24 protein-coding genes are annotated in these 24,833 nt (G+C 74.8%); 8 read left to right on the forward strand and 16 right to left on the reverse strand.

All coding sequences use genetic code 11. The features are described from left to right. Nucleotides 1–41 precede the first annotated feature (41 nt). The 7 genes from ACFQ8E_RS19700 (at nt 42) to ACFQ8E_RS19730 (ending at nt 7,193) form a co-directional block, all read left to right on the forward strand. Nucleotides 42–767 carry a GntR family transcriptional regulator gene (locus ACFQ8E_RS19700; protein ID WP_430552258.1) on the forward strand — a complete coding sequence of 242 codons (726 nt, stop codon included), beginning with the start codon at nt 42–44 and terminating at the stop codon, nt 765–767. Nucleotides 768–871: 104 nt separating this feature from the next. Next, nucleotides 872–1,918: a BMP family ABC transporter substrate-binding protein gene (locus tag ACFQ8E_RS19705; protein ID WP_430552259.1), complete on the forward strand. Its 1,047-nt coding sequence runs from the start codon at nt 872–874 to the stop codon at nt 1,916–1,918. 75 nt (nt 1,919–1,993) lie between these two features. Beyond that, nucleotides 1,994–3,622 (forward strand): ABC transporter ATP-binding protein, encoded by a 1,629-nt coding sequence (locus tag ACFQ8E_RS19710; RefSeq protein ID WP_430552260.1) that lies wholly within the window; start codon nt 1,994–1,996, stop codon nt 3,620–3,622. Further along, on the forward strand, nt 3,619–4,920 hold the full coding sequence (locus tag ACFQ8E_RS19715; RefSeq protein WP_430552261.1) for a hypothetical protein: 1,302 nt from the start codon (nt 3,619–3,621) through the stop codon (nt 4,918–4,920). The genes ACFQ8E_RS19710 and ACFQ8E_RS19715 overlap by 4 nt, the downstream gene beginning before the upstream one ends. Further along, nucleotides 4,917–5,843: an ABC transporter permease gene (locus ACFQ8E_RS19720; RefSeq protein WP_430552262.1), complete on the forward strand. Its 927-nt coding sequence runs from the start codon at nt 4,917–4,919 to the stop codon at nt 5,841–5,843. The genes ACFQ8E_RS19715 and ACFQ8E_RS19720 overlap by 4 nt, the downstream gene beginning before the upstream one ends. Continuing rightward, on the forward strand, nt 5,840–6,898 hold the full coding sequence (locus ACFQ8E_RS19725) for an ornithine cyclodeaminase family protein (RefSeq protein ID WP_430552263.1): 1,059 nt from the start codon (nt 5,840–5,842) through the stop codon (nt 6,896–6,898). Before ACFQ8E_RS19720 ends, ACFQ8E_RS19725 begins: the two co-directional genes overlap by 4 nt. Nucleotides 6,899–6,965: 67 nt before the next feature. Further along, the gene (locus tag ACFQ8E_RS19730) at nt 6,966–7,193 is read left to right on the forward strand and encodes an RNA-binding S4 domain-containing protein (protein ID WP_430552264.1); all 228 of its coding nucleotides are present in this window, start codon (nt 6,966–6,968) and stop codon (nt 7,191–7,193) included. A 23-nt stretch (nt 7,194–7,216) separates the two neighbouring features. Here ACFQ8E_RS19730 and ACFQ8E_RS19735 read toward each other — a convergent pair whose 3' ends face one another. Then, nucleotides 7,217–7,621, reverse strand: a complete 405-nt coding sequence (locus ACFQ8E_RS19735) for a pyridoxamine 5'-phosphate oxidase family protein (protein ID WP_430552265.1) — start codon at nt 7,619–7,621, stop codon at nt 7,217–7,219. Nucleotides 7,622–7,736: 115 nt separating this feature from the next. Between ACFQ8E_RS19735 and ACFQ8E_RS19740 the strand changes: the two genes are divergently transcribed. Beyond that, nucleotides 7,737–8,477, forward strand: coding sequence for a DUF899 family protein (locus tag ACFQ8E_RS19740; protein ID WP_430552266.1), 741 nt, complete (start codon nt 7,737–7,739; stop codon nt 8,475–8,477). A 33-nt stretch (nt 8,478–8,510) separates the two neighbouring features. Here the strand turns inward: ACFQ8E_RS19740 and ACFQ8E_RS19745 are convergent, their stop codons facing one another. The 15 genes from ACFQ8E_RS19745 to ftsW all read right to left on the reverse strand — a co-directional run bounded on the left by ACFQ8E_RS19745 (nt 8,511) and on the right by ftsW (nt 24,807). Continuing rightward, on the reverse strand, nt 8,511–9,029 hold the full coding sequence (locus tag ACFQ8E_RS19745; protein ID WP_430552267.1) for an NUDIX domain-containing protein: 519 nt from the start codon (nt 9,027–9,029) through the stop codon (nt 8,511–8,513). Next, nucleotides 9,026–12,613, reverse strand: a complete 3,588-nt coding sequence (gene dnaE, locus ACFQ8E_RS19750) for a DNA polymerase III subunit alpha (protein ID WP_430552268.1) — start codon at nt 12,611–12,613, stop codon at nt 9,026–9,028. The genes ACFQ8E_RS19745 and dnaE overlap by 4 nt, the downstream gene beginning before the upstream one ends. Nucleotides 12,614–12,689: 76 nt before the next feature. Beyond that, entirely contained in the window at nt 12,690–13,106 is a 417-nt protein-coding gene (locus ACFQ8E_RS19755; protein WP_430552269.1) for a YkvA family protein, read from the reverse strand. A gap of 8 nt (nt 13,107–13,114) precedes the next feature. Beyond that, the gene (locus tag ACFQ8E_RS19760) at nt 13,115–14,053 is read right to left on the reverse strand and encodes an RluA family pseudouridine synthase (RefSeq protein WP_430552270.1); all 939 of its coding nucleotides are present in this window, start codon (nt 14,051–14,053) and stop codon (nt 13,115–13,117) included. A gap of 2 nt (nt 14,054–14,055) precedes the next feature. Beyond that, entirely contained in the window at nt 14,056–14,748 is a 693-nt protein-coding gene (locus tag ACFQ8E_RS19765; RefSeq protein WP_430552271.1) for a signal peptidase II, read from the reverse strand. A 51-nt stretch (nt 14,749–14,799) separates the two neighbouring features. Then, on the reverse strand, nt 14,800–15,261 hold the full coding sequence (locus ACFQ8E_RS19770; protein ID WP_430552272.1) for a TraR/DksA family transcriptional regulator: 462 nt from the start codon (nt 15,259–15,261) through the stop codon (nt 14,800–14,802). A gap of 159 nt (nt 15,262–15,420) precedes the next feature. Beyond that, entirely contained in the window at nt 15,421–16,071 is a 651-nt protein-coding gene (locus tag ACFQ8E_RS19775) for a DivIVA domain-containing protein (RefSeq protein ID WP_430552273.1), read from the reverse strand. Between the two features lie 208 nt (nt 16,072–16,279). After that, nucleotides 16,280–16,573 carry a YggT family protein gene (locus ACFQ8E_RS19780; RefSeq protein WP_430552274.1) on the reverse strand — a complete coding sequence of 98 codons (294 nt, stop codon included), beginning with the start codon at nt 16,571–16,573 and terminating at the stop codon, nt 16,280–16,282. A 91-nt stretch (nt 16,574–16,664) separates the two neighbouring features. Further along, the gene (locus tag ACFQ8E_RS19785; protein WP_430552275.1) at nt 16,665–17,138 is read right to left on the reverse strand and encodes a cell division protein SepF; all 474 of its coding nucleotides are present in this window, start codon (nt 17,136–17,138) and stop codon (nt 16,665–16,667) included. 160 nt (nt 17,139–17,298) lie between these two features. Then, complete coding sequence (locus ACFQ8E_RS19790; protein ID WP_430552276.1) at nt 17,299–18,117, reverse strand: polyphenol oxidase family protein; 819 nt, start codon at nt 18,115–18,117, stop codon at nt 17,299–17,301. Nucleotides 18,118–18,124: 7 nt separating this feature from the next. Further along, the gene (gene ftsZ, locus ACFQ8E_RS19795; protein ID WP_430552277.1) at nt 18,125–19,477 is read right to left on the reverse strand and encodes a cell division protein FtsZ; all 1,353 of its coding nucleotides are present in this window, start codon (nt 19,475–19,477) and stop codon (nt 18,125–18,127) included. A gap of 240 nt (nt 19,478–19,717) precedes the next feature. Beyond that, on the reverse strand, nt 19,718–20,731 hold the full coding sequence (locus ACFQ8E_RS19800; protein WP_430552278.1) for a cell division protein FtsQ/DivIB: 1,014 nt from the start codon (nt 20,729–20,731) through the stop codon (nt 19,718–19,720). Continuing rightward, nucleotides 20,731–22,254 carry a UDP-N-acetylmuramate--L-alanine ligase gene (gene murC, locus ACFQ8E_RS19805; RefSeq protein ID WP_430552279.1) on the reverse strand — a complete coding sequence of 508 codons (1,524 nt, stop codon included), beginning with the start codon at nt 22,252–22,254 and terminating at the stop codon, nt 20,731–20,733. Before murC ends, ACFQ8E_RS19800 begins: the two co-directional genes overlap by 1 nt. Further along, a complete protein-coding gene (gene murG, locus ACFQ8E_RS19810; protein WP_430552280.1) occupies nt 22,251–23,426 on the reverse strand; it encodes an undecaprenyldiphospho-muramoylpentapeptide beta-N-acetylglucosaminyltransferase in 1,176 nt (391 codons plus the stop codon). Before murG ends, murC begins: the two co-directional genes overlap by 4 nt. 10 nt (nt 23,427–23,436) lie before the next feature. Further along, nucleotides 23,437–24,807: a putative lipid II flippase FtsW gene (ftsW, locus tag ACFQ8E_RS19815; RefSeq protein WP_430552281.1), complete on the reverse strand. Its 1,371-nt coding sequence runs from the start codon at nt 24,805–24,807 to the stop codon at nt 23,437–23,439. Nucleotides 24,808–24,833: the final 26 nt, after the last annotated feature.

Here is a 24,833-nt window from a genome sequence, read left to right on the forward strand (position 1 = left end):
CGGTCCGGCCACCGGCCCCGCCCGCTCCTTAGGATCGGTGCGTGACCACGCCCCCCGCGCCCCGCGGCGACAGCCGCTCGCTGCGCGAGACCGCCTACGAGACCATCAAGGCACGCATCATCGGCCTCGACCTCCATCCGGGTCAGCGGCTGGTCGAGAGGGACATCGCCGCCGAGCTCGGCGTCTCGCGCGTCCCGCTCCGCGAGGCGCTCCAGCAGCTCGAGGGCGAGGGCCTGGTCATCCTGGTGCCCCGGCAGGGGGCGCTGGTCGCGCCCTTCACGCGCGAGGACGTCGAGCAGCTCTTCGAGGTCCGCGAGAGCGTCGAGGTGCTGGCGTTCCGGCTCGCGGCGCTGCGTCGCACGGCCGCCGACCTCGAGACGATGGCGGCCGCCGTGCAGGCCGCGCGCGAGGCCCTCGACGCCCACGACGACGCCGCGACGGCCGCGGCGAACGCCGGCTTCCACGCGGCGGTGGTGCAGGCGTGCGGCAACACGCTGCTGCGGTCGATGCTCGCGCCGCTGGACGCCCGGGTGCGCTGGCTCTTCCACCTCACGAAGCGTCGGGACACCCGCGAGCAGTGCGAGGAGCACGCGGCGATGCTCGCGGCGATCGAGGCCCGCGACGCGGAGACCGTCGGCGCGCTCGCCCAGCGGCACGTGGCCTCGGGACGCGGGCCGAGCCTCGCGCTCGCCGAGACCTGGGCCTCCTCCCCCGTCGACCCCGTCGAGGCGACCCGGTCGCGCAACCGGGGCCGGCGCGCCGGCTGACCGATGCACGGTCACGCAGCATTTACGGCCGGTTGACCCCCTGGAAACACGACGTCCCGAGACTCCTCCATTAGTGGTATACCGCTAACTCACTGGAGGACGACATGCGCAGCCCCCGCCCCGGAACCCGCACCCACCGCACCGGACCGTCTGCCGCCGCACCGACCCGCCGGCGCCTGGCCACCGCGCTCGCCGCCGCGGGGACCCTCGCTCTCGCGGCCTGCGGCTCCCCTGCCGCCTCCGGCACCGACCCGACGGCCGACGGGCCTCTGGCCGTGGGCGTGTTCCTCCCCGGCTCGACCTCGGACACGGGGTTCATGCAGTCGGCCTACCTCGGGTACCAGCGGGTCGAGGAGGAGCTCGGCGACGAGGTCGACATGTCGTTCGTCGAGGAGGTCGCCGCGGCCGACTACGAGCAGACCCTGGTGCGGCTCGCGGGCAGCTCCGACCTGGTGATCTCCGTGGGCGGGCAGACCGACGCCGACCTCCGCAAGGTGGCTCCGCAGTTCCCCGACGTCACGTTCGTCGAGATCGGCGGGCCGGCCGACGCCGAGCCGCTGGACAACCTCGCCTACTACGACCCTCAGCAGGCAGAGGCCGAGTACCTCTCGGGCGCCGTCGCGGCCCTGTCGTCGTCCACCGGGAAGATCGGCTTCATCGGCGGGGTCGAGCTGCCGGCCATCGTCAACGCCTCGGCCGCCTTCGCGAACGGCGCCGAGGCCGCCGTCCCGGGCACCACCGTGGTGACGCCGCAGTTCCTCGGCGACTTCAACGACCCGGCCAAGGCGAAGCAGGCCGCCGCCGCGAACTTCGGTGTCGGGGTCGACGTCGTCGGGCAGATCGTGAACCTCGGCAAGCAGGGCATCGAGCAGGCCGCGGCCGACGCGGACGCCGCGATGATCGGCGGGCCGATCCCCGGCGAGTGCACCGGACCGTACGCCGGGTACGTGCGCACGGACATCGGCACCGAGGTCGAGTACGCCGTGCAGGCGGTGCTGGACGGCACGTGGGAGGCGGCGCAGGTGCCCTTCGGCCTGACGTCCGAGCGTGGCGGTACCGAGTTCGTCCTGTGCGGCGACGACCCCGAGACCGCGGACGCGCTCTCGACCCTCACCGAGTCCGTCGCCAGCGGCGACGTCGCCCCGTACTGACCCGGCCCGTACCGACCCGGCCCCGTACCGACCCGGCTCCGTCCTGCCGGACCGACCACCGACCGAGGAGGTCCCGTGCCCCCACCGCGACCGGGCGACACGCCCGCGCTCGAGCTCCGCGGCGTCACCCGCCGCTTCGGCGCGCACACCGCGCTCGACGACGTCGACCTCACGGTCGCCGCCGGCGAGGTGCACTGCGTGCTCGGCGAGAACGGCGCCGGCAAGTCGACGTTGTGCCACCTCGTCTTCGGCACCCTGCCCCCCACCCGCGGCGAGCTGCTGCTGGACGGAGCGCCGTACGCCCCCGCGTCCCCCGCCGAGGCGATCCGCCTGGGCATCGGCATGGTCCACCAGCACTTCTCGCTGGTCCCCACGCTCACCGTGCGGGAGAACCTCCTGCTCGGGCGCGGGCGGCGGCTGCGCCCCGACCTGGCGGGGCTCACGACGCGGCTCGCGGAGATCGAGGACGACCTGGGCCTGCGTGTCGACCCGGCGGCCGTGACCGGGGAGCTCAGCATCGGCGCGCGCCAGCAGGTCGAGATCGTGCGCGCCCTGCTCGACCGGCCGCGCCTGCTGCTGCTCGACGAGCCCACGGGCGTCCTCGGCCCCGAGGACGTCGAGCGGCTGCTGGGGACCTGTCGCCGCGTTGCGGCCGCCGGGACGGCCGTCGTCCTCGTCACCCACAAGCTGGCGGAGGTGCGGCGCGTCGGCGACCGCGCCACGGTGCTGCGGGGCGGGCGCGTCGTCGGGGGCGGCCGGATCGCCCGCCCCGGCGACGGCGGCCCCAAGGCCGAGGACGGCGGCGGTCCCGACGCGCTCGGCACGGCGGACCTGGTCACCCTGATGATCGGTCGCGACGTCGGGGGGCTCGACCCGGTGCTCGCCGCGAGCGTCGACGTGGAGGGGAAGGCGGCGGCCCGCCGTCCGGCGCCGCCGCGACCCGACGCGTCCCTGCCCGTCGCGCTGGACGTCCGCGGCCTCGTCGTGGAGGGCGCGGACGGCGAGCGGCTGGTGGACGACGTCGACCTGGCCGTCCGACCCGGCGAGGTCGTCGGGATCGCGGGCGTGGAGGGCAACGGCCAGAGCGAGCTCGTCGCGGCGCTCTCCGGGGCGCGCGCCCCGGCGGCGGGACAGGTCCTGCTCGACGGGCACGACATCACCCGCGCGACGCCGGGACGGCGCACCGCGCTCGGCCTCGGCGTCGTCCCCGAGGACCGCCACCACGAGGCCGTCGTCCCGGCGCTCAGCGTCACGACGAACCTCCTGCTCGGGCGTCTCGGCGCCTACCGGAGGTTCGGGCTCCTCGACCGGCGTGCGCTGCGCGCCGACGCGCGCGACCTCGCGGCCCGGTTCGACGTGCGGGCCGCCGACCTCGACGCGCCCCTCTCCTCGCTCTCGGGCGGCAACCAGCAGAAGGCCGTGCTGGCCCGCGAGCTCAGCCTCGACCCGCTGCGCTGCGTCGTCGCCGCCCAGCCGACGCGCGGCCTCGACCTCGGCGCCGTCGACGACGTCGTCACCCGCCTGCGCGACGCCGCCGCGTCCGGCGTCGCCGTGCTGGTGGTCTCCAGCGAGCTCTCGGAGCTCCTCGCGACGTGCGACCGCGTGCACGTCGCCTACCGGGGCCGGCTGAGCGACGCCGTGCCCACCGACGCGCCGGACGCGCGCGACCAGGTCGCGCGCCTCATGACGGGAGCAGCCGTATGACCCTCGCCGCACGCGCCCTCGCCGCCGCACGTTCCCCGCGGAGCACCGCGCCGGGCTCGCCGCCGGCGCCCCCGCCCACGCCGTCGAGCGGGACACCGACCGGGACACCGACAGGGACACCGACCGGGACACCGAAACAGCCCGGCCCCACGAACTCCCCCGCCGACGGTGGTCGGGAGGCGCCGCCGCGCGGACCGACGGCCCGGCTCCGCGACCTGGCGCCCGTCCTCGTCCCGGCCGCGGCGGTCGCCGGCGCCCTGGCGGTCAGCGCCGCCCTCGCCGCGCTCGCCGGAGCGCCGCCCGCCGAGGCGGCGGCGGCCCTCTGGGACGGCATGGTCGGCACCCCGTACGCGATCGGCTCGGCCGTCAACACGGCGGCGGTCCTGCTCCTGGTGGCCGCCGGGTTCCTGCTCGCGCACCGCGCGGGCCTGGTCAACGTCGGCGGGGAGGGCCAGATCTGCGTGGGGGCGGTCGCCGGGACCGCGGTCGGCACCGCCCTGCCCCCGGGCGCGCCCCCGGCCGTCGCGCTGCCCCTCGTCCTGCTCGCCGCCGCCGCGGGCGGCGCGGGATGGGCCGCGATCGCGGCCTGGCTCGCCGTCCGGCGCGGAGTGAGCGAGGTCATCACCACGCTGCTGCTCAACTTCGTCGGCGCCGCGGTCCTCGTCCTCGCCGTGCACGAGGAGGCGCTCCTGCGCCAGCCCGTCACCAGCTCCGAGACGCTCCCGCAGTCCGCCCCCCTCGTGGAGGCGGCCCACCTGCCGCTGCTCGGGGTCCCGGGCTCGCCGGCGACCGTCGCCGCGGTGCTCGCCCTCGTCGCCGCGGGCGTCGTGGCGCTCGTCCTGCACCGCACCGGCACCGGCGTCCGGCTCGCCGCCGTCGGCCTGTCCCGGCCCGCGGCGCACCGCCTCGGCCTCGGCGTGGACCGGCTCCGGTTCTCCGCGCTGACCGCCGCCGGGGCGGCCGCGGGCGTCGCGGGCGGCGTCCTCGTCGTGTCCGCGCCGTACGTGCTCGACGACGGCATCTCGTCGGGATACGGGTTCTCCGGCCTCGTCGTCGGCCTGCTGGCGCGCGGGTCGTGCGCCGTCGCCGTGGTCGTCGCGGCCGCGCTCGGCTTCCTGGTGTCGGGCGGGATCAACCTGCAGCTCGCCGCCGGCGTCCCCGCGTCGCTGACGCAGGTCGCGGAGAGCCTCGTCATCCTCGGCGTCGCCGGGACCGCGGTCTGGGCCGTGCGCCCGGCCCGGCACCGGCGCACGCACCGCACCGTCCCGACGACCCCCCGACCGGAGGCGACCCCGTGATCGACACCCTCACCGACCTGCTCGCCGCAGGCGTCGCCCTGGCCGTCCCCGTCCTCGTCGCCGCGAGCGGCGAGCTCGTGGGCGAGCGCTCGGGAGTCCTGACCATGAGCGTCGAGGGCATGATGCTCACCGGCGCGTTCGCGTCCGTCGTCGGGGCCACGGCCTCCGGGTCGGCCCTCGTCGGCGTCGCCTGCGGCGCCGCCGCGGGGCTCCTGGCCGGGCTCCTGCAGGCGCTGCTCAGCGTCGTCCTGCGCGCCGACCAGATCGTCACCGGCATCGCCGCGAACGCGCTCGCGCTCGCCGGCACCACCTTCGGCGCCCGCCTGCTCCTCGAGCGCGGCACCGTCGTCCCGGGCTTCGACCGGGTCGCGGTGCCCTGGCTGTCCGACCTCCCCGTCCTCGGCCCCGCGCTGTTCCAGCAGACCGGCCTCGCGTACGTCCTGCTGGCCGTGGTCGTGGGACTCGGCCTCCTCACGTCACGCCGCACGGCGTGGGGCATCGCCCTGAGCGCCGTCGGCGAGGACGCCGCGAGCGCCGACCGTGCGGGCGTGCCCGTGCTGCGCGTCCGGTTCCTGGCGGTGCTCGTGGTCGGGGTGCTGTCCGGCCTCGCGGGCACCCAGCTCGCCCTCGCGGAGGTGCACACCTTCACGGACAACATGACGGCGGGCGTCGGCTACCTCGCGGTCGTGGCCGTGATCGCCGGGAGCTGGCGCCCGGTCGGCGTCGCCGTGGCGGCGCTGGTCTTCGGCCTGGCGCAGGCGCTGCAGTTCACGCTGCCCGCACTGGGGGTGGACGTGCCGTTCGCGCTGCTCGTCATGCTGCCGTACGTCCTCGCGCTGCTGGCCGTCGCCGGGCTCGTCACCCACAGCCGCCCGCCGTCGGGGCTCACCACGCCCTTCGCCCGGCTCGGACGCACCGCATGAGCACCGCCGCGGTCCGCCCCACCGCCCGTCCCACCGCCCGTCCCGCCGACCATGCTGGAGCGCCCGTGCCCCTCGTCCTCACCCGATCCGAGCTCACCGGGCTGGTGTCGCCCCGGGAGGTGGTCGACCTCGTCGAGCAGACCTTCGCCGACCTCGCGGACGGCGTCGCCGCGCAGGCGCCGCTCACGGCCGCGGCGCTCGACCCCGCCGCGCACTTCCTGCCCATGACCGCCGTGTCGGGCCGGGCCGGGCTCGCCGGCTCGAAGCTGCTGGCCGACGTCCCCGGCAACCGCGACCGCGGCCTGCCGGCCCAGCGGTCCGTCCTGGTGCTCGTCGACGCGAGCACGGGCGCGCCCGCCGCGGTGCTCGACGGCGCGGTCCCCACCCGGCTGCGCACGGCCGCCGCGAGCGCCGTGGCGACGCGGTGGCTGGCACGCGAGGACGCGCGCGTGCTCGGCCTCGTCGGCGCGGGCGCGCTCGCGATCGAGCACGTGCGTGCGCTGGCCGAGGTCAGGCCGCTCGAGCACGTCCTCGTCTGGTCCCGCACCACGGAGCGCGTCGCGACCTTCGCCGCGCAGGTCGCCGAGCACCTCCCGGACCTCGCCGTGGAGGCGGTCGGATCTCCCCAGGCCGCGGTCCGGACGGCCGACGTGGTGTGCACGCTCACCCCCGCCCGCGACCCCCTCGTCCAGGGGTCGTGGTTCGCCCCCGGCCTGCACGTGAACGTCGTCGGCGCGCCGCCCCGGCCGGACCACCGCGAGGTGGACGGGGCCGCGATGGCGCGCTCCCGCGTCGTGGTCGACTCCGTGGGGACCGCCCTGCACGAGTCCGGCGACGCGCTCCTCGCCATCGCCGAAGGGGCCATCGACGCCGACGCGTGCCGCCTCGAGCTCGGCGACGTCGTCACGGGCCGTGCGACGGGGCGCCGCGCCCCGGACGAGATCACCCTCTTCGACTCGGTCGGGCTCGGAGTCCTCGACGTCGCACTGGGCGCGGTCCTGCTCGAGCGGGCGCGAGCGGCCGGCCGTGGCGTCGCGGTCGACCTGGCGGCGTGACACCCCGCCGCCACGCGCACGCGGCGAGGTGCCCGGACCGCGACCGCGAGGACGGACAATGGGTCCCATGAGCGCCCCGATCGAGGTCCCCATCCGCGACGACATGATCCGGCTGGGGCAGTTCCTCAAGCTGGCCGGCCTCGCGGAGTCCGGAACCCACGCGCGTGACCTGGTCGCCGACGGCGAGGTCCGGGTCAACGAGGAACCCGAGACCCGCCGCGGGCGCCAGCTGGTCCGGGGCGACCGGGTGACGGTGGCCCTGCCCGAGGGCGACGAGACCGCCGTCGTCGCCTGAGCACCGCCGGGGAGCCGGGGCGCTCAGGCCATGTAGGTCGAGGCCATCGCCCGGTCCGGGGTGAGGCGCAGCACGACGCGCTCGGGGTCGTGCTCCAGCGGCCGGTAGCGCTTCGAGTACCGCACGACGGCGTCCGCGATCTCGTCGGCGTCCTCGCTCACCTCGATCGTCCCCTCGAGCGTCAGCCACCGCCCGCCGTCCACCTGGCACAGCGCCGCGCGGGGGCGGCCTCCCGCGGAGGTCTCCCGGCGTGCGTTGGCCACCTTGGTCGACGACCGGCGCGCCGTGGTGCGCGCGACGCCCGCCTCGGCGTCCCAGGTGAAGGCGACGGGCACGACGTGCGGGCTCCCGTCGGCGCGCAGGGTGGTCAGGGTGGCGAGGTGGCGCTCGGTGACGAACACGAGCTGCTCGGGGTTGAGGCGGAACACGCCCCGAGCCTACGGCCGCGGGGCACCGATGAGTCCGGGGGCGCGCGCCGGTCGAACCACCGACCGGAGCAGCCGGACCGCCCTGCCCCGGACCCGACCTGCCGAGGAGCCCGCCGTGACCGAGACCGCCGCCTCCCCCTCCCCCGTCGACCGCGACACGTGGCTGCGTGACCGCGAGGCGCTGCGTGCCCGCGAGAAGGCGCACACCCGCGAGGGTGACGCGATCTCCGCCGCGCGGCGGCGCCTGCCGATGACCGAGGTCGACGCGGGCGCGCTGCTCGTCGGCCCCGACGGGCCCGTCCCGCTCCTGGACGTCTTCGACGGGCGTGACCAGCTGATCGCGTACAAGCACATGTGGCACGCCGGGCAGCCGGTCGAGGGGCAGTGCGAGGGCTGCACGGCCAGCATCTGGAGCGTGCAGGACGCCGCCTACCTGCACCACCGCGGCGTGACGTTCGCCGTCTTCTGCGAGGGCCCGTGGGACGAGGTCGCGCCCTTCGTGGAGTTCATGGGTTACCGGGTGCCCTGGTACTCGATGCAGGGCGTCACCGACGAGGCGGTGGGTGGCGGCCTCAGCGACGACCGCGGCCTGATCTCCTGCTACCTGCGCGTCGACGACCGGGTGTTCCTCACCAACGAGACCACGCACCGCGGCGTCGAGGCGATCATGGCGCAGGCCCAGCTGCTCGACCTGACCGCGTACGGGCGGCAGGAGGAGTGGGAGGACTCCCCCGCCGGCTGGCCGCAGCACCCGACCGCGACGTGGTGGAAGGACCGCGGGCGCCCCGTGCCGCAGTGGTCCCGGCCCGAGGCCGCGCCGTACGACCCGCACGCGGCGCACGGCCACCACCACTGACCGGCCGCGAGAGCCTCCCGGCGGGTCGCGCCCTCAGAAGCCGTCGGTGAGGATCGGCGGCACGCGGGTGCCGTGCCGTCCCTCGTCGTGCAGGGCGCGCAGCACCACGAGCTCGTGCGGCACGACCGGGTCGGGCAGCGCGACGAACGGGAACCACCGCAGGTCGCCGACCTTCGCGGGTTCGCGGATCTCGGGGCTGCCGGACCACCGGGTCGCGGTGAAGAAGAAGTCGGCGCGCTGCTCGAGCGCCGGGCCGCCGGGCTGTCCGCGGTGCATCGTCGTCACGGGCACCAGGTCGGCAGGGTCGACGACGACGCCGAGCTCCTCGCGGGCCTCACGCACCGCCGCCTCGAGCACCGACTCCCCCGCCTCGACGTGCCCCGCCGCGGCGGCGGCCCAGTGCCCGTCCCGGTACCCGGTCCCTTGCCGCAGCTGCAGCAGCACCTGCCCCTCGCGGCGCAGGTACACGTACGCCGCCGGCACCACCCGGAAGCGGTGGTCCGCCGAGCCGTCGTCCGGGCCCGCCTCGACCCTCGTCACGTCCGCGCTCACGACAGGCAGCTCGGGCCGAGGAGGGCCTTGAGGTCGCCGAACAGCGCGGGCGACTTCTCCACCCGCAGCGTGTCCGCCGCGCGCACCACCGTCCGCTTGCCCGGCTCCGCGACGCTCACGTGCACCTCCGCCGAGCCGGGGTGCGTGGCCAGCACCTCGCGCAGCCGCACCATGACCGGCTCGACGCAGCGGGTGTGCGGCACGGTGACCAGGACGGGCGCGTCGGCGACGGCGGACGTGTCCGGAAGCGACACCTCCATCGCCTGCAGCTGCATCTGGTCGTCGCGGCGCCGCACGCGGCCGCGCAGCGTGACGACCTGGTCCTCCGCGAGGATCGTCGAGTACGCGAGATACGTCTCGCCGAAGAACATCACCTCGACGGCGCCCTCGAGGTCCTCGACCGTGACGGCCGCCCAGGGGTTGCCGTTCTTGCTCATCTTGCGCTGCACGCTGGTGAGCAGCCCCGCGACCGTGACCTGGGAGCCGTCCTGGCGCCCTTCGTCGGCCATCAGCGCCGCGATCGACGTGTCCGCCGCGCGCGCCAGCACGTGCTCGAGCCCCGACAGCGGGTGGTCCGAGACGTACAGGCCGAGCATCTCGCGCTCGAAGGCGAGCCGCTGCTTCTTGTCCCAGTCGGGCAGGTCGGGCACGTCGACGGCGAACGTCATCGCCGCGTCCTCCTCCGCGCCGCCGAAGCCGGCGAAGAGGTCGAACTGGCCCTCGGCCTCCTTGCGCTTCACGGAGATGACCGAGTCCACCGCCTGCTCGTGCACCACGAGCAGGGCACGGCGCGGGTGGCCGAGCGAGTCGAACGCCCCGGCCTTGATGAGCGACTCGATCGTGCGCTTGTTGCAGACCACCGCCGGCACCTTGTCGAGGAAGTCCGTGAACGAGGTGAACGCGCCCTTCTCCTCGCGGGCGGCGATGATCGCGTCCACGACGTTGGCGCCGACGTTGCGGATGGCCGTCAGGCCGAAGCGGATGTCGGCGCCCACGGCGGTGAACTTGGCGGCGGAGTCGTTGACGTCGGGCGGCAGCACCGTGATGTGCATGCGACGGCACTCGCCCAGGTAGAGCGCCATCTTGTCCTTGTCGTCCCGCACGCTCTGCAGCAGGCCGGCCATGTACTCGGTCGGGTAGTTCGCCTTGAGGTACGCCGTCCAGTACGAGACGACGCCGTACCCGGCGGAGTGCGCCTTGTTGAACGCGTACCCCGCGAACGGCACCAGGGTGTCCCAGACCGCCTGGATCGCGGGCTTGGAGTAGCCGCGCTCCTTCATGCCCGCCTCGAAGGGGACGAACTCCTTGTCGAGGATCTCCTTCTTCTTCTTGCCCATCGCGCGCCGCAGCAGGTCGGCCTGGCCGAGCGAGTACCCGGCGAGGATCTGCGCGGCGCGCTGCACCTGCTCCTGGTACACGATCAGGCCGTACGTCTCGCCCAGGACCTCGCTGAGCGGCTCCTCGAGCTCCGGGTGGATCGGCTCGATCTTCTGCAGGCCGTTCTTGCGCAGGGCGTAGTTGATGTGCGAGTTCATGCCCATCGGCCCGGGGCGGTACAGCGCGATGACGGCGGAGACGTCCTCGAAGTTGTCCGGCCGCATCTGGCGCAGCAGCGAGCGCATCGCGCCGCCGTCGAGCTGGAACACGCCGAGCGTGTCGCCGCGGGCGAGCAGGTCGTAGGTGGCCTTGTCGTCGAGCTCGACGGTCTCGATCGCCACCGGCTCCTTGCCGTTCATGACGATGTTCTCGAGCGCGTCGTCGAGGATCGTGAGGTTGCGCAGCCCGAGGAAGTCCATCTTGATGAGGCCGAGGCCCTCGGACGTCGGGTAGTCGAACTGCGTGATGACCGCGCCGTCCTGCGGGCGCCGCATGATCGGGATGATGTCGATCAACGGGTGGCTCGACATGATGACGCCGGCGGCGTGCACGCCCCACTGCCGCTTCAGGCCCTCGATGCCGCGCGCCGTCTCGACGACGCGCTGCGCCTCGGGGTCGGCGTCGTGCACCGCGCGGAACTCCGCGGCCTCGGCGTAGCGCTCGTGCTTCGGGTCGAAGATCCCGGACAGCGGGATGTCCTTGCCCATGACCGCGGGGGGCATCGCCTTGGTGAGCTTCTCCCCCATCGCGAAGGGGAAGCCGAGCACGCGCGAGCCGTCCTTGAGCGCCTGCTTCGCCTTGATGGAGCCGTAGGTGACGATCATCGCGACGCGGTCGTCACCGTACTTCTCGGTGACGTACCGGATCACCTCGGCGCGACGGCGCTCGTCGAAGTCGACGTCGACGTCGGGCATGGACACGCGCTCCGGGTTGAGGAAGCGCTCGAAGATCAGGCCGTGCTTGAGGGGGTCGAGCTCCGTGATGCCCATGACGTAGGACACCATCGAGCCGGCCGCCGAACCACGGCCCGGGCCCACCCGGATGCCCTGCTCCTTGGCCCAGTTGATGAAGTCGGCCACCACGAGGAAGTACCCCGGGAAGCCCATCTGGATGATGACCTCGACCTCGTAGTTCGCCTGCTTGCGCACGTCGTCGCCGATGCCCTCGGGGTAGCGGCGGCGCAGGCCCGCCTCGACCTCCTTGACGAACCAGCTGACCTCGTCCTCGCCGTCGGGCACGGGGAACCGCGGCATGTAGTTCGCCTTGGTGTCGAACGAGACGTCGCAGCGCTCGGCGATGAGCAGCGTGCTCTCGATCGCCTGCGGCAGCTCGGAGAACAGGCGGCGCATCTCGGCGCCCGAGCGCACGTAGAAGCTGTCGCCGCTGAAGGCGAACCGGCTGCCGCCCTGGTCGTAGGTCGGCTCGTCGAGCGTCGACCCGGAGTTCACCGCGAGCAGCACCTCGTGGGAGTGGGAGTCCTCCTGCTTCGTGTAGTGCAGGTCGTTGGTGGCCACCAGCGGCGCGTCGATGTGCTCGGCGAGCCGCAGCAGGTCCTTGTACGTACGGGACTCGATCTCGATCCCGTGGTCCATGAGCTCGACGAAGAAGTTCTCCTTGCCGAGGATGTCCTGCAGCTCGCCCGCCGCGCGCACGGCCTCGTCCCACTGGCCCAGCCGCAGGCGGGTCTGCACCTCGCCGGACGGGCAGCCCGAGGTGCCCATGAGGCCCTTGCCGTACGTCTCGAGGAGCTCGCGGTCCATACGCGGCCACTTGCCCATCTGGCCGTCCAGGGACGCCAGCGACGACGCGCGGAAGAGGTTGTGCATCCCCTCGTTGTCGCGCGCCCAGAGCGTCATGTGCGTGTAGGCGCCACCCGCGGAGACGTCGTCGCGCCGCTGGTGCTGCTCGCCCCAGAGCACCTTGGTGCGGTCGTGGCGGCTGGTGCCCGGGGTCACGTACGCCTCGACGCCGATGATCGGCTTCACCCCGTGCTTCTGCGCCGTGCTCCAGAAGTCGAACGCCCCGAACAGGTACCCGTGGTCGGTGATCGCGATGGCCTTCTGGCCGAGCCGCGACACCTCGCTGAACAGGTCGTTCATGCGCGCCGCGCCGTCGAGCATCGAGTACTCGGTGTGCACGTGCAGGTGGACGAAGTCGTCCTCGGCGGTACCGGTCGGCTGGGCGATGGGGGAACCTGCGTCGGGCATGGACCGAGTCTAGGCAGTCGCCTCCGACACTCCCGACCGCCCCGCCGAGGGGAACCTCACAGGGCCGCGACCGCCGTCACCACCGCACCAGCAGGCGGAGCACGGCCAGCCCGTCGTCCGTGCCCGGCCAGTGCCGGCGCACGACGTCGGGCCCCGCGCTGCGCACCACGGCCCGCAGGACGAGCACGACCACGACCACGTCGTCGGCCCAGCCGAGCACGGGGATGACGTCGGGGACGACGTCGAACGGCATCGCCAGGTAGCCCAGCAGCACGACGAGCAGGGCACGCACGCGCCGCGACAGGGCACGGTCCGCGGCGAGCCGTCTGACCAGGCGCAGCACGTCGGGCAGCAGGCGCACGGCGCCCCGCAGCGAGCCGCGACCGGTACGCCGCCGCACGACGAGCAGGCCGACGGCCAGCAGCGCCCAGAGGGCGAGCACGGCCAGCACCAGACCGGCGATGGCGTCCGCCCACCAGGGCAGGCCGGTCACCGGGCTCCCTACCGGTAGGCCCCGCGCACGACCTCGAGCGCATGGGCCAGGTCGTCGGGGTACTCGCTGGTGACCTCCACCCAGCGGCCGGTCAGCGGGTGCTCGAAGCCGAGCCGCACGGCGTGCAGCCACTGGCGCGTCAGCCCCACCTTCGACGCGAGCACCGGGTCGGCGCCGTAGGTGAGGTCACCCACGAGCGGGTGTCGCACCGCCTGGAAGTGCACCCGGATCTGGTGGGTGCGGCCGGTCTCCAGGTGCACCTCGACGAGCGACGCGGCCGGCAGCATCTCGAGCACCTCGTAGTGCGTCACGGAGTGCTTGCCGTCCGCGACGACCGCGAACCGGTAGTCGGCGCTCGGGTGCCGCCCGATCGGGGCGTCGATGGTGCCCGTCGTCGGCTCGGGGTGGCCCTGCGCGAGCGCGTGGTACACCTTCTCGACCGTGCGCTCCTTGAACGCCCGCTTGAGGCCGCTGTACGCCGCCTCGCTCTTCGCCACGGCCATGAGGCCCGACGTGCCGACGTCGAGCCGGTGCACGATGCCCTGCCGCTCCGCCGCGCCGGAGGTCGCGATCCGGTAGCCGGCCGCGGCCAGCGCACCGACCACGGTGGGGCCGGTCCAGCCCGGCGACGGGTGGGCGGCGACCCCGACCGGCTTGTCGACGACGACGACGTCGTCGTCCTCGTAGGCGATGCCCATGCCGGGCACCGGCTCGGCGACCACCGGCGCCGCCGGACGCGCGTCGGGGAAGGTGACCTCGAGCCAGCCGCCGGCGACCACGCGGTCGGACTTGCCGACCGGGCGCCCGTCCAGGAGCACCGCGCCGGAGGCCGCGAGCTCCGCCGCCTGGGTGCGGGAGAAGCCGAGCATCCGCGCGAGCGCGGCGTCGACCCGCTCGCCCGCGAGGCCGTCGGGCACGGGCAGGGTGCGGGTGGACCCGGCCGACATCGTCAGCGCTCCCCCGTCGGCCCGGCCGGCTCGCCGGGCTCCGCCGGGTCGTCCCCGCCCTCGACGTGCCGTCGGCCGTCCAGGCCGATCCCCCGGAAGGACAGGACGACGATGAGCACCGCGGCGGCGACGATGGCGATGTCCGCGACGTTGCCGACGAAGACGCCGTAGTCGATGAAGTCGACCACGTGGCCCCGGGCGAACCCGGGCTCGCGGAAGAAGCGGTCGCCGAGGTTGCCGAGCGCGCCGCCGAGCAGGAGGCCCAGGGCCACCGCCCAGCCGGTGGAGCCGATCCGGCGGATGGCCCGCACGATGACGACCACCACGATCACCACCACGATCGTGAGGATCCACGTCATGCCGGTGGCGATCGACAGCGCCGCGCCCGGGTTGTAGATCAGTCGGAGCTGCAGCAGCTCACCGATCAGGGGCTTCGGGTCGTCCCCCCAGACGAGGGCGGACTCCGCCCACCACTTCGTGAGCTGGTCGACCAGCAGCACGACGGCGGCGAGCACGAAGGTCCCCACGATCAGCCGGCGACGACGCGCCTCGGGCACCGCGGCCTCCTCGGCGACAGCACGTGCGTCCCCGGTGGGGACGGCGTCGTCGGGCGCGTCCGAGACGGGCGACTCGGGTGCGCCGTCGCGCGGCGCGGGCTCAGGGGCCGGGGCGGAGCCGGCGGGCGTGGTCGACATCGTCCGCAAGTGTAGGCGGACCGGGCCGGTCGCCGGGGCAGGGCCGCCCGGTCAGCGACGCTCCTCGCGCGCCTTCGCCTCGACCGAGAGCGTCGCGCGCGGGAACGCCTGCAGGCGCGCCTTGCCGATCGGCAGCCCGGTGATCTCGCAGGTGGCGTAGGTGCCCTTGCGGATGCGGTCGACGGCGTGCGCGGTCTGGGCGAGCAGGTCGCGCATGTTGTTGACCAGGGTGAGCTCCTGCTCACGCTCGAGGGCGCTCGACCCGTAGTCGGCCTGGTCGTCGCCCGCGCCGTCGCCCGAGTTGCGCAGCAGGTCCGACAGCTCCTGGTCGGCGGCCGCGAGCTCGTGCTCGAGGCGCTCCTTCTCCTCGAGCAGGAAGGCCGCCAGCTCCTCCACCTCGTGCAGGGTCCAGGGCTCCTCGCCGTCGCGGACCGGGAACGTCTTCACGTCGCGCGCGAGGTGCGGGAAGTTCTCGCGCAGTGCCGCGCGCGTGGTGGTCGAGAGCTTGGCCATCGGTGCCCTTTCGTTGGTGCGTCGACGACGAGTCACCGCAGCGTAAGTGCGCCGAGCGGCCCGCACAACAGCACGCGCGGTGAACGCGTGCGTGTCGTGCGGGCCGCTCGGCGTGAGGCGTGACGAGGGAGCGGGGTGCGCGGGGTGACGGCCCCCCGCTCAGAGCTCCGAGCCGCGACCGGCAGCGGCGTTCTGCCGCTGCGGCGGCAGGGCCGAGCCGCGGGCGTCGAGGTCGCCCAGCAGGTTCTGCAGGAAGCTCTTGAGGCGCGTGCGGTAGTCGCGCTCGAAGAGGCGGAGCTCGTCGATCTTGCGCTCGAGGAGCGACCGCTCCTGCTCGAGCTGCGACAGCGTCCGGTGGCTGGTCTCCTCGGCCTCGCGGACGATGCGCGAGCCCTCGGACTTGGCCTCGGAGATGAGGCGGTCGCCCTCCTCCTGGCCGGACCGCACGTAGTCGTCGTGCAGCTTCTGGGCCAGCTGGAGCATCCCGGTGGCGGACTCCGGCTCCGCGGGCTGCTGCTTCGCGGCGGCCGGGGCGGGCGCCGGCGCCGGGGCGGGCGCCGGCGCCGGGGCGGGCGCCGGGGTCGGCGTGGGCTGCGCCTGCTGCGCAGCGTCCGAGCGGCTCAGCTCGGCGACCCGGTGCTCGGCCGCGGTGAGCTTGGAGCGCAGGTCGTCGTTCTCCTCCTGGACCGCCGTGAGGGTCCGCACGACCTCGTCGAGGAAGTCGTCGACCTCCTCGACGTCGTAGCCCTCGCGGAACTTGGTCGCGGCGAACTTCTTGTTCAGGATGTCCTCTGCCGTCAGCAGCGCCATCGTCTCACCTCATCGTTCTTGCAGGGTCGGTGGGACCCGGTTCCCGGGCCGTCTGGATGACCACGGTAGCGGACGTGTCGGCGGGCGACCCGCCCGGCGAGGTCGGGTCGTCCCGCCCACACGACGTCTTCACAGGTCAGCACCAGGGCGCTCGTCCCCAGCCGGCGCGAACCCGGCCGAGGTCACAGCAGAGCCGCCGCGGCGGCGGTCACATCGTGGCCAGGAACGACGCCACCCGCATGAGGATGCCCGTGCCGATGAAGAGCACGAGGAACGCGATGTCCAGCCGGATCTGACCGAGGGTCAGCGGCGGGATCAGCCCGCGCAGGAAGCGCAGGGGCGGGTCGGTCACCGTGTAGACCGCCTCCGCCAGCACCAGCAGCACGCCCTTCGGCCGCCAGTCGCGCGCGAAGAACTGCACCCAGTCGAAGACGAGCCGGATGATGAGGCACAGCAGGAACAGCCACAGGACGAGGTAGACCAGGTTGAAGACGAGGCTCACGGGACGAACCTACCCGAGCACGACGCAGGGGCCGGGGCAGGACTGCCCCGGCCCCTGCCGGACGGTGCGATCGGCGCTCTCGGGCGCGCGCTCAGCTCTGGTTGTAGAACGCCCCGCGTCCGGGGGCGGCCTTCTCCGCCGGCGGCTCCTCGCCCGCGATCTCCACGTGCTCCGGCGAGAGCAGGAAGACCTTGTTCGTCACGCGCTCGATCGACCCGCGCAACCCGAAGATGAGGCCCGCCGAGAAGTCCACGAGGCGCTTCGCGTCGGCGTCGTCCATGTCGGACAGGTTCATGATCACCGGCGTGCCGCCCCGGAAGGCCTCGCCGATGGTGCGGGCGTCGTTGTACGAGCGCGGGTGGATGGTCGTGATGCGTCGCAGGTCGGAGGCGATCACCGACTCGCTCCCTCCGCCACGGTGCAGCGGGGTGACCTGCGCCTGGTAGTCGTCACGGTCGCGCACCGGTGCCTCCAGCTCCTCGTATTCGTCGAGGTACTCCTCCGACTCACCCTGGTCGTCGGCGAGCCCCAGGTACAGCATCGTCTTGCGAAGCGCTCCGCCCATCGCCTTGCTCCGTTCGTCGCCACGTCCCGCCCTCCGTCCCGGACGGTGTCACGACGTTAACCACGCCCGCGGCGGCATCGGCGCACGACACGCCGGTGTGTCGCGCGTCGCGGGCGTGTCAGGTCACGACCGCGTCAGTTCGGCACGCCGGGCCGGCGGGTCAGGTCAGGACGACGACCCCCGCCTGCCGCCCGGTCGTCGTGCCCTGGGCGGTGGCGCGACGGTGGGAGTAGAGGTCGGTGTCCGTGAGCGTGCACCGGTCCACCCGGCTGGCGGTCACGCCGTGCGCCGCCAGCTGCGCGAGCACGCCGGCCGGGAGGTCGAGCGCCGGCGTGCCCGCCGTGGTCGTCGCCCACGTCTCGGGGACGACGGCGGCGACCTCGTCGCGCATCGCGGCCGGCACCTCGTAGCAGGCGCCGCAGACCGCCGGGCCGACGGCTGCCCGGAGGTGCTCGGCCCGGGCCCCGCGCGCGAGCAGCCGCTCGACCACCCGGTGCACGACCCCCAGGGCGACCCCGCCCCGGCCCGCGTGCGCGACCGCCACCAGGCGGGCCACCGGGTCCGCGAGGACGACGGGCACGCAGTCCGCGACCAGGACGCCGAGCGCCAGACCGGCCTCCGCGGTGACCATGGCGTCGGCCTCGCCCGCCGCGACCGGCGGCTCCGTCGACGACCACTCGGCGAGCTCGGCGGAGCCCAGGTCCAGGACCCGGTCGCCGTGCACCTGGGCCGAGAAGGCCACGGGCGCACCGAGCCACGCCCCGACGCGGGCCCGGTTCTCCCGTACCCGCACGGGGTCGTCGCCCGTCGAGGTGCCCAGGTCGAGCGACGACCAGGGGGCGGGCGACACCCCGCCGTGACGCGTGGTGAAGCCCGCCACGACGCCCTCCCCGAGGTCCACCCGCAGCAGCCCCGCACCGAACTGGTCCGGCAACAACGCCTCCTGGGCCCAGCCGACCGCTCCGTGAGTCCCGCTCACCCGGCGCTCACTTGAGGAAGTCGGGCACGTCGAGCTCCTCGGCCGGGCGGCGCGGCTCGTCGAACAGGCGCGGCACCTCGACCGGCCGCTCCACGGTGACGCCCTCGCCCTCGGCGTCCTCGACCACCGTGAACGGGCGGCGCTGCTCCGCAGGCCGCGCCCCGACCGGCGGGGCCGGCGGCGCGTCGAGGCTCACGGGGACGTCGTCCGGCTCCGCCGGGATCGGTCGCGGCTGCACGGGGGCCGCCGGCACCGACGCGGTGGCCGGCTGCGGCGGGCGCGGCGGGGCGGTCTGGACGCCGGGCTGCGGCACGGACGTCGCCGTCGTGCCCCCCTCACCGACGGTGACCGTCGGCTTGGCCGGCGCGCCGGCGATCTGGCCGAGACCGCGGCCGTCCTTGCGGGCCTGCGGCACGCCGCCGTCGAACCCGGCCGCGATGACGGTGACCCGCACCTCGTCGCCGAGCGCGTCGTCGATGACCGTGCCGAAGATGATGTTCGCCTCGGAGTGGGCCGCCTCCTGGACGAGGCGAGCGGCCTCGTGCACCTCGAAGAGACCGATGTCGCTGCCGCCCTGGATCGACAGCAGGACGCCGTGCGCGCCGTCGATGGAGGCCTCGAGCAGCGGGGACGAGATCGCGAGCTCGGCCGCCTGCACCGCGCGGTCCTCGCCCCGGGCCGAGCCGATGCCCATCAGCGCCGAGCCCGCGCCCTGCATCACGGACTTCACGTCCGCGAAGTCGAGGTTGATGAGGCCCGGCGTCGTGATGAGGTCGGTGATGCCCTGGACGCCGGAGTGCAGCACCTGGTCGGCCGAGTGGAACGCCGCGATCGCCGAGACGCTCTTGTCCGACATGGACAGGAGCCGGTCGTTGGGGATCACGATGAGGGTGTCGACCTCCTCGCGGAGGGCGTCGATCCCCTGCTCGGCCTGCACGGAGCGGCGGCGGCCCTCGAACGTGAAGGGCCGCGTCACGACCCCCACCGTCAGGGCACCCAGCGACCGGGCGATCCGGGCGACCACGGGGGCGCCGCCCGTGCCGGTGCCACCGCCCTCGCCCGCCGTCACGAAGACCATGTCGGCGCCGCGCAGGACGTCCTCGATCTCCTCCGCGTGGTCCTCGGCCGCCTTCTTGCCGACCTCCGGGTCGGCGCCGGCGCCCAGGCCACGGGTGAGCTCGCGACCGACGTCGAGCTTGACGTCGGCGTCCGACATCAGCAGCGCCTGCGCGTCGGTGTTGATGGCGATGAACTCGACACCCTTGAGCCCGACCTCGATCATGCGGTTCACGGCGTTCACGCCGCCACCGCCGATACCGACCACCTTGATCACTGCCAGGTAGTTCTGCGGAGTTGCCACGTCGTTGCCTCTCGGGTCGTTCCTTGTCCCGACGTCCGGTCCTCGCGCCCCCGTCGCCCCGACCGGCCGACCCGCGGGTCTAACCTTAAGGTTCGAGTTGAGGGTTAGAGTTATGTCAGGTTGCTGCTGCGATCGACGGTAGGCGGCGCGGTGGGCGCGGCGCCGGACGTCTCTCGGCGTGTCGCGCGCGCCCGGTGCTTGCCTCACCCGCCCGCGCCTGCTGCGCCCTCCCCGCCCCCCTCATCGGGTCACCGGCAGCTCGGGCGACGAGACGTCGATGGTCCGCGCGCCGTCGTCGAGCTTGCGCAGCGTGCGCACCGCCTCGACCTTGAGCGGAAGGTCCGAGCTGCCGCCCCAGCGGACCGTGGTGCCGTCCTCCAGCACCGTCTCGACGGCGTCCTGCGTGTCGGCGCTGACGTGGTCCACCTGGCCGGCGAGCTTGGCGGGCAGGGCGGCCAGCACGTGGAGCGCCGCCTGCAGGGCCAGCGCGTCGTCCAGCGGCACGTCCACCTGCGGCAGCCCCTTCGGCGCCGCGTCGCGCGTCGCCACGCGCACCCCGGCCGAGTCGAGGAGCGCCAGGCGGTCGCCGTCGGGCACGGCCGCGACCGGGACGCGCGGCGTGAGCTCCACCGCGAGCCCGTGGGGCCAGGCCCGCGCGATGCGCACGTCCTTCACCCCGCGCAGCCCGAGCACCTGCTCCCGCATCGCCACGGTGTCCAGGCGGGGCAGCGGGGTGCCGTCCGGGGCCTCGGCGATCTCGCGCACCCTGGCCTCGTCGACGTACCGCCCCGCGCCGGTCACGCTCACCTCCGCCTTCTCCAGAGCGAGCACCGGCGACCAGAGCGCCACCCACGCGAGGCCCACGACGAGCGCCAGCGAGAGGACCCACGCGAGCACGCGCCGCCAGGCGCGGTGCCGGCGCATCGCGGTGCGCTCGGCGAGGCGGTCCGCCATCGCCGTCGACACGCGGGGAGGGACCACCTGCCCGGCCGGGACCACCGCCGTCGCCGCGGTGCGGGCGCCGGGACGCCGGGGCTCGGCGGGCGCAGCCGGGGCCGTCTTCGGGGCCGCCTTCGAGGCCGACTTGGAGGCTCCGGTCGCCGGCCCCCGCGGGCTTCCCCTCGTCCCGCGCGTCCCCGGCGGCGTCCCGGCGCCCACCGAGGGCGTGCCGGTCGGCGCGGTCGCCGCTGATCGTCCCGACGTCGTGCGGCCCGACGTCGTGCTGGTCGGGCGCGGGCGGGCTGGCGGTCGCATCACCCCATGGTCGCGTCGGGGGCGCCGCCGCCCGGCGACGCCACGCCGGAGGTACGCGCGGCGAGGTCCGCCAGGATCACGGGACCCAGCTCGGTGACGTCTCCCGCGCCGACGGTGAGCACCAGGTCGCCGGGGCGCGCGAGCGCGGAGGCCACGTGCGCGGCCTCCAGCCGGTCCTCGACGGCACGCACTCCCCCGCCGGACGACGTCCGGCCGAGCAGGTCGGTGATCGTGCGCGGCCCCACCGTCGGGTCGACGTCCTCGCGGGCCCGGTAGACACCGGTGACGACGACCTCGTCCGCGAGCGCCAGCGCCGCGGCGAACCGGTCGGCGAAGATCCGCGTGCGCGAGTACAGGTGCGGCTGGAAGAGCACGACGATGCGACCATCCCCGGCCGCCGGCCGGGCCGCCCGCAGCAGCGCCTCCACCTCGGTGGGGTGGTGGTCGTAGCTGTCGAACACGCGGACCCCGTCGACCTCCCCCTTGGGCTCGAACCGCCGGCCCGTGCCGACGAACGTGCCCGCGGCCCGCACGGCGTCGCCCGGCTCGACGCCGAGCAGCACCGCGGTCACGACGGCGGCCGTCGCGTTGAGCGCGTTGTGCGCCCCCGGCACGGCGAGGCGCAGCGCGCGCGGCTCGTCGCCGAGCGGGCCGCCGGAGACGACCGCCTCGACGGTCCCCGCCCCGACGACGACGTCGCGCACCCGCACGTCGGCACCCGCGGCCTCGCCGTACGTCACCACGGCCCTTCCCGCGGCCCGGTGCGCGCCCGCGAGGGCCGCCGACCCGGCGTCGTCGGCGCACGCGACGAGCGTGCCGCCGTCCACGATCCGTCCGGCGAACTCCTCGAAGGCCCGCTCGAAGGCCGCCTGCGAGCCGTAGTGGTCCAGGTGGTCCGGCTCGACGTTCGTCACGACGGCCACCGTCGGGGCGTAGTTGAGGAACGAGCCGTCCGACTCGTCCGCCTCGGCCACGAGCACGTCGGAGGCGCCGAGGTGGCCCCCGGGCACCGCGCTCTCGTGGCCTTCGGCGTCCCGCACCCGCACCGTGCCCCCGATCGCGAACGACGCGTCGACGCCGCACGCGCGCAGCACGGTCGCCACCATCGCCGACGTCGTCGTCTTGCCGTGCGCGCCGGCGACGGCCACCGCCCGGCGCCCGAGCATCAGCGACGCGAGCGCCTGGGAGCGGTGCAGCACCCGGACCCCGGCCGCGCGGGCCGCGGCCAGCTCCGGGTTGGTCTCCCGCACGGCGGAGGACACGACGAGCGTGTCGACCAGGGGTGCGCCGTCCGGTCCGACGACGTGCGCCGCGTCGTGCCCGACCCAGACCCGCACCCCGTCGGCGCGCAGCGCCTCGAGGGCGGGGCCGGCCGCGGCGTCGGAGCCCTGGACGTCGACGCCGCGGGCCGCCAGCAGCCGCGCGACGACGGAGACGCCCGCGCCGCCCACACCCACCAGGTGCACGCGGCCGAGCTCCTCGACGGGCAGCGCCGGCGGCCGCGCCGACCCGGTGGCGCTCATGCCTGCCGCCCGGCGCCCGAGCCGGCGCCCGCCTGCGCGACCGCCGCGGCGACGAGGTCGGCCACGCGGGCGGCGCCGTCGCGCACCCCGGTCGCCCGGGCGGCGGACGCCATCGCGTCGAGCCGCGGCCGGTCGGCCAGCAGCGCCGGCACGTGCTCGGCCACCCAGGCGGGCGTGAGGTCGGCGTCGTCGACGAGGAGGCCACCGCCCGCCTCCACCAAGGGCGCCGCGTTGAGCCGCTGCTCGCCGTTGCCGATGGGCAGCGGCACGTAGACGGCGGGCACGCCGAGGGCGGCGAGCTCGCACACCGTGCCGGCACCCGAGCGGGCCACGACCAGGTCTGCGACGGCGAGGGCGAGCTGCATCTCGGACAGGTACTCGCGCACCTGGTAGCGCCCGGCCTCGTGCCCGCCCGCGGCCGTGGCGGCGTCGACCGCGGCCCGGACGGGTCCGTCCTTGCCCTTGCCCGTCAGGTGCAGCACCTGGACGCCGGCGCGCAGCAGCGCCTCCACCGACCCGGCCAGGGCGGCGTTCACCGACGCCGCCCCCGAGGAACCCCCCGTGACGACGAGCGTCGGGAGGCCGGCGTCGAGGCCCAGCGCGTCGGCGGCCTGCACCCGCGCGGCCAGGGCGTCCGCCTCACGGGCCGAGACGAGGTCCGCGATCTCGGCCCGCAGCGGAAGGCCCACGACCTGGGCCCCCGGCAGCGGGGTGCCCGGGAACGTCGCCCCGACGGCCGCCGCCCAGCGGGCGCCGAGCTTGTTGGCCAGGCCCGCACGGGCGTTCTGCTCGTGGATCACCACGGGGACGCCCTTGCGCCGGGCGGCGAGGTACGCGGGGGTCGAGACGTACCCGCCGAACCCGACGACCGCCTGGGCGCCGATCTCGTCGATGGCGGCCTCGGCCGCCTTCACGGCGGCGCTGAGGCGGCCCGGCAGCTTCAGCAGGTCGACGCTCGGGCGCCGCGGCAGCGGGACGCGAGGGATCGGCCAGAGCCGATAGCCGCGCTCCGGGACGAGGTCGGCCTCCAGCCCCGACGTGGTGCCGAGGGCGAGGATCCTGGCCTCCGGCTCCCGCGCGCGGAGCTCGTCCGCGACGGCGAGGAGGGGGTTGACGTGGCCGGCGGTGCCGCCCCCGGCGAGGACGACGGACGTGACTGCAGAGCTCTTCACAGGCAGGACCCTATCGGCCGCCGTCGCCCCCGCGGCGCCGCGCGCCCCCACCGGCGCCGCCGGCCCGGCCGCGCCGCGACAGGACCGCGACCGAGCGCTTGACGACGCTCCGGCGCGCGGCCAGGGCCTCGGCGGCGCCCGGCTCGCTGCGCGCGAAGCTGATCACCACGCCGAGCGCCACCATCGTCGTGACCAGGGCGGACCCGCCCGCCGACACCAGCGGCAGCGGGACGCCGATCACCGGCAGGACGCCGATCACCACGCCGATGTTCACGAAGGCCTGGCCCACGACCCAGCAGCCGATCGCGGCCGTGGTGATCTTCACGAACGGGTCCGGGTGCCGGCGCACCACCCGCGCCATCGCGATCCCGAGGACGGCGAACAGCGCGAGCACCAGCAGGGTGCCGAGCAGCCCCAGCTCCTCGCCGATCACGGAGTAGATGAAGTCGTTGTGCGCCTCGGGCAGGTACTTCCACTTCTCGCGGCTGGCGCCCAGGCCGACGCCGAACAGACCCCCGGTGCCGAGCCCGTACATGCCGTGGATCGACTGGTAGCACTGCCCCTGCGTGTCGGTGCAGGTGCCGTACGCGGCGAGGATGCGGGTGAGGCGGTCGGAGCTGCCCTGGTTGAGGATGAACGCCCAGCCGACGATCAGCGCCGCTCCGACGCCGCCCACGGCGAGCAGCGACGCGGGCGCGCCCGAGACCCAGTAGGCGCCGAGGCCGAGCAGCGCGAGGATGAGCGCCGTGCCGAGGTCGTGCCCCGCCATGACGAGCCCGAGGACGGCGGCGAGACCGACCACGCCGGGCATGATGGCCTGGCCCCAGCGACCGAGCAGGTGCTGCTTGCGGCCCAGCACGGCACCGAGCCACACGGCGACGGCCAGCTTGGCGAGCTCTGACGGCTGGATCTGCACCGGCCCGAGCGGCAGCCAGTTCTGGTTGCCGTTCACCGACCTGCCGAAGAAGACCACCGCGACCAGCAGCGCCAGCGCCACCAGGAACGCGGGCCAGGCCAGACGCTTGTACCAGCGCACGGGGAGCCGCGCGGCGACCAGCATGAGCGGCAGCCCGATGAGAGCGTACCGGCCCTGCACGAGGAAGGCGGCGAACGGCGAGTCCCCCTCGGCGATGGACGTCACCGTCGAGCTGGAGAGCACCATGACGAGACCGATGACCAGCAGCAGCCCGGTGGCCCCGACGAGCAGGTAGTAGCTCGTGACGGTGCTGTTCCACTGGCCGAGCCAGGGCCGCTCGGCCCGCTTCGGCGACGGTCGCGGCGACGTCCTGTCCCGCGAACCCTTGTCGCGGGTCGTCCTGTCCCTCGACGGACGGCCGGTCGACCCTCCCGGGCCGCGTCGGGTGCCCGTCGTGACCGCCATCCGACACCCCTCGCTCGTCCTCGTGG

This window comes from Isoptericola sp. NPDC056573 (assembly GCF_042793335.1).
Taxonomy (GTDB): domain Bacteria; phylum Actinomycetota; class Actinomycetes; order Actinomycetales; family Cellulomonadaceae; genus Isoptericola.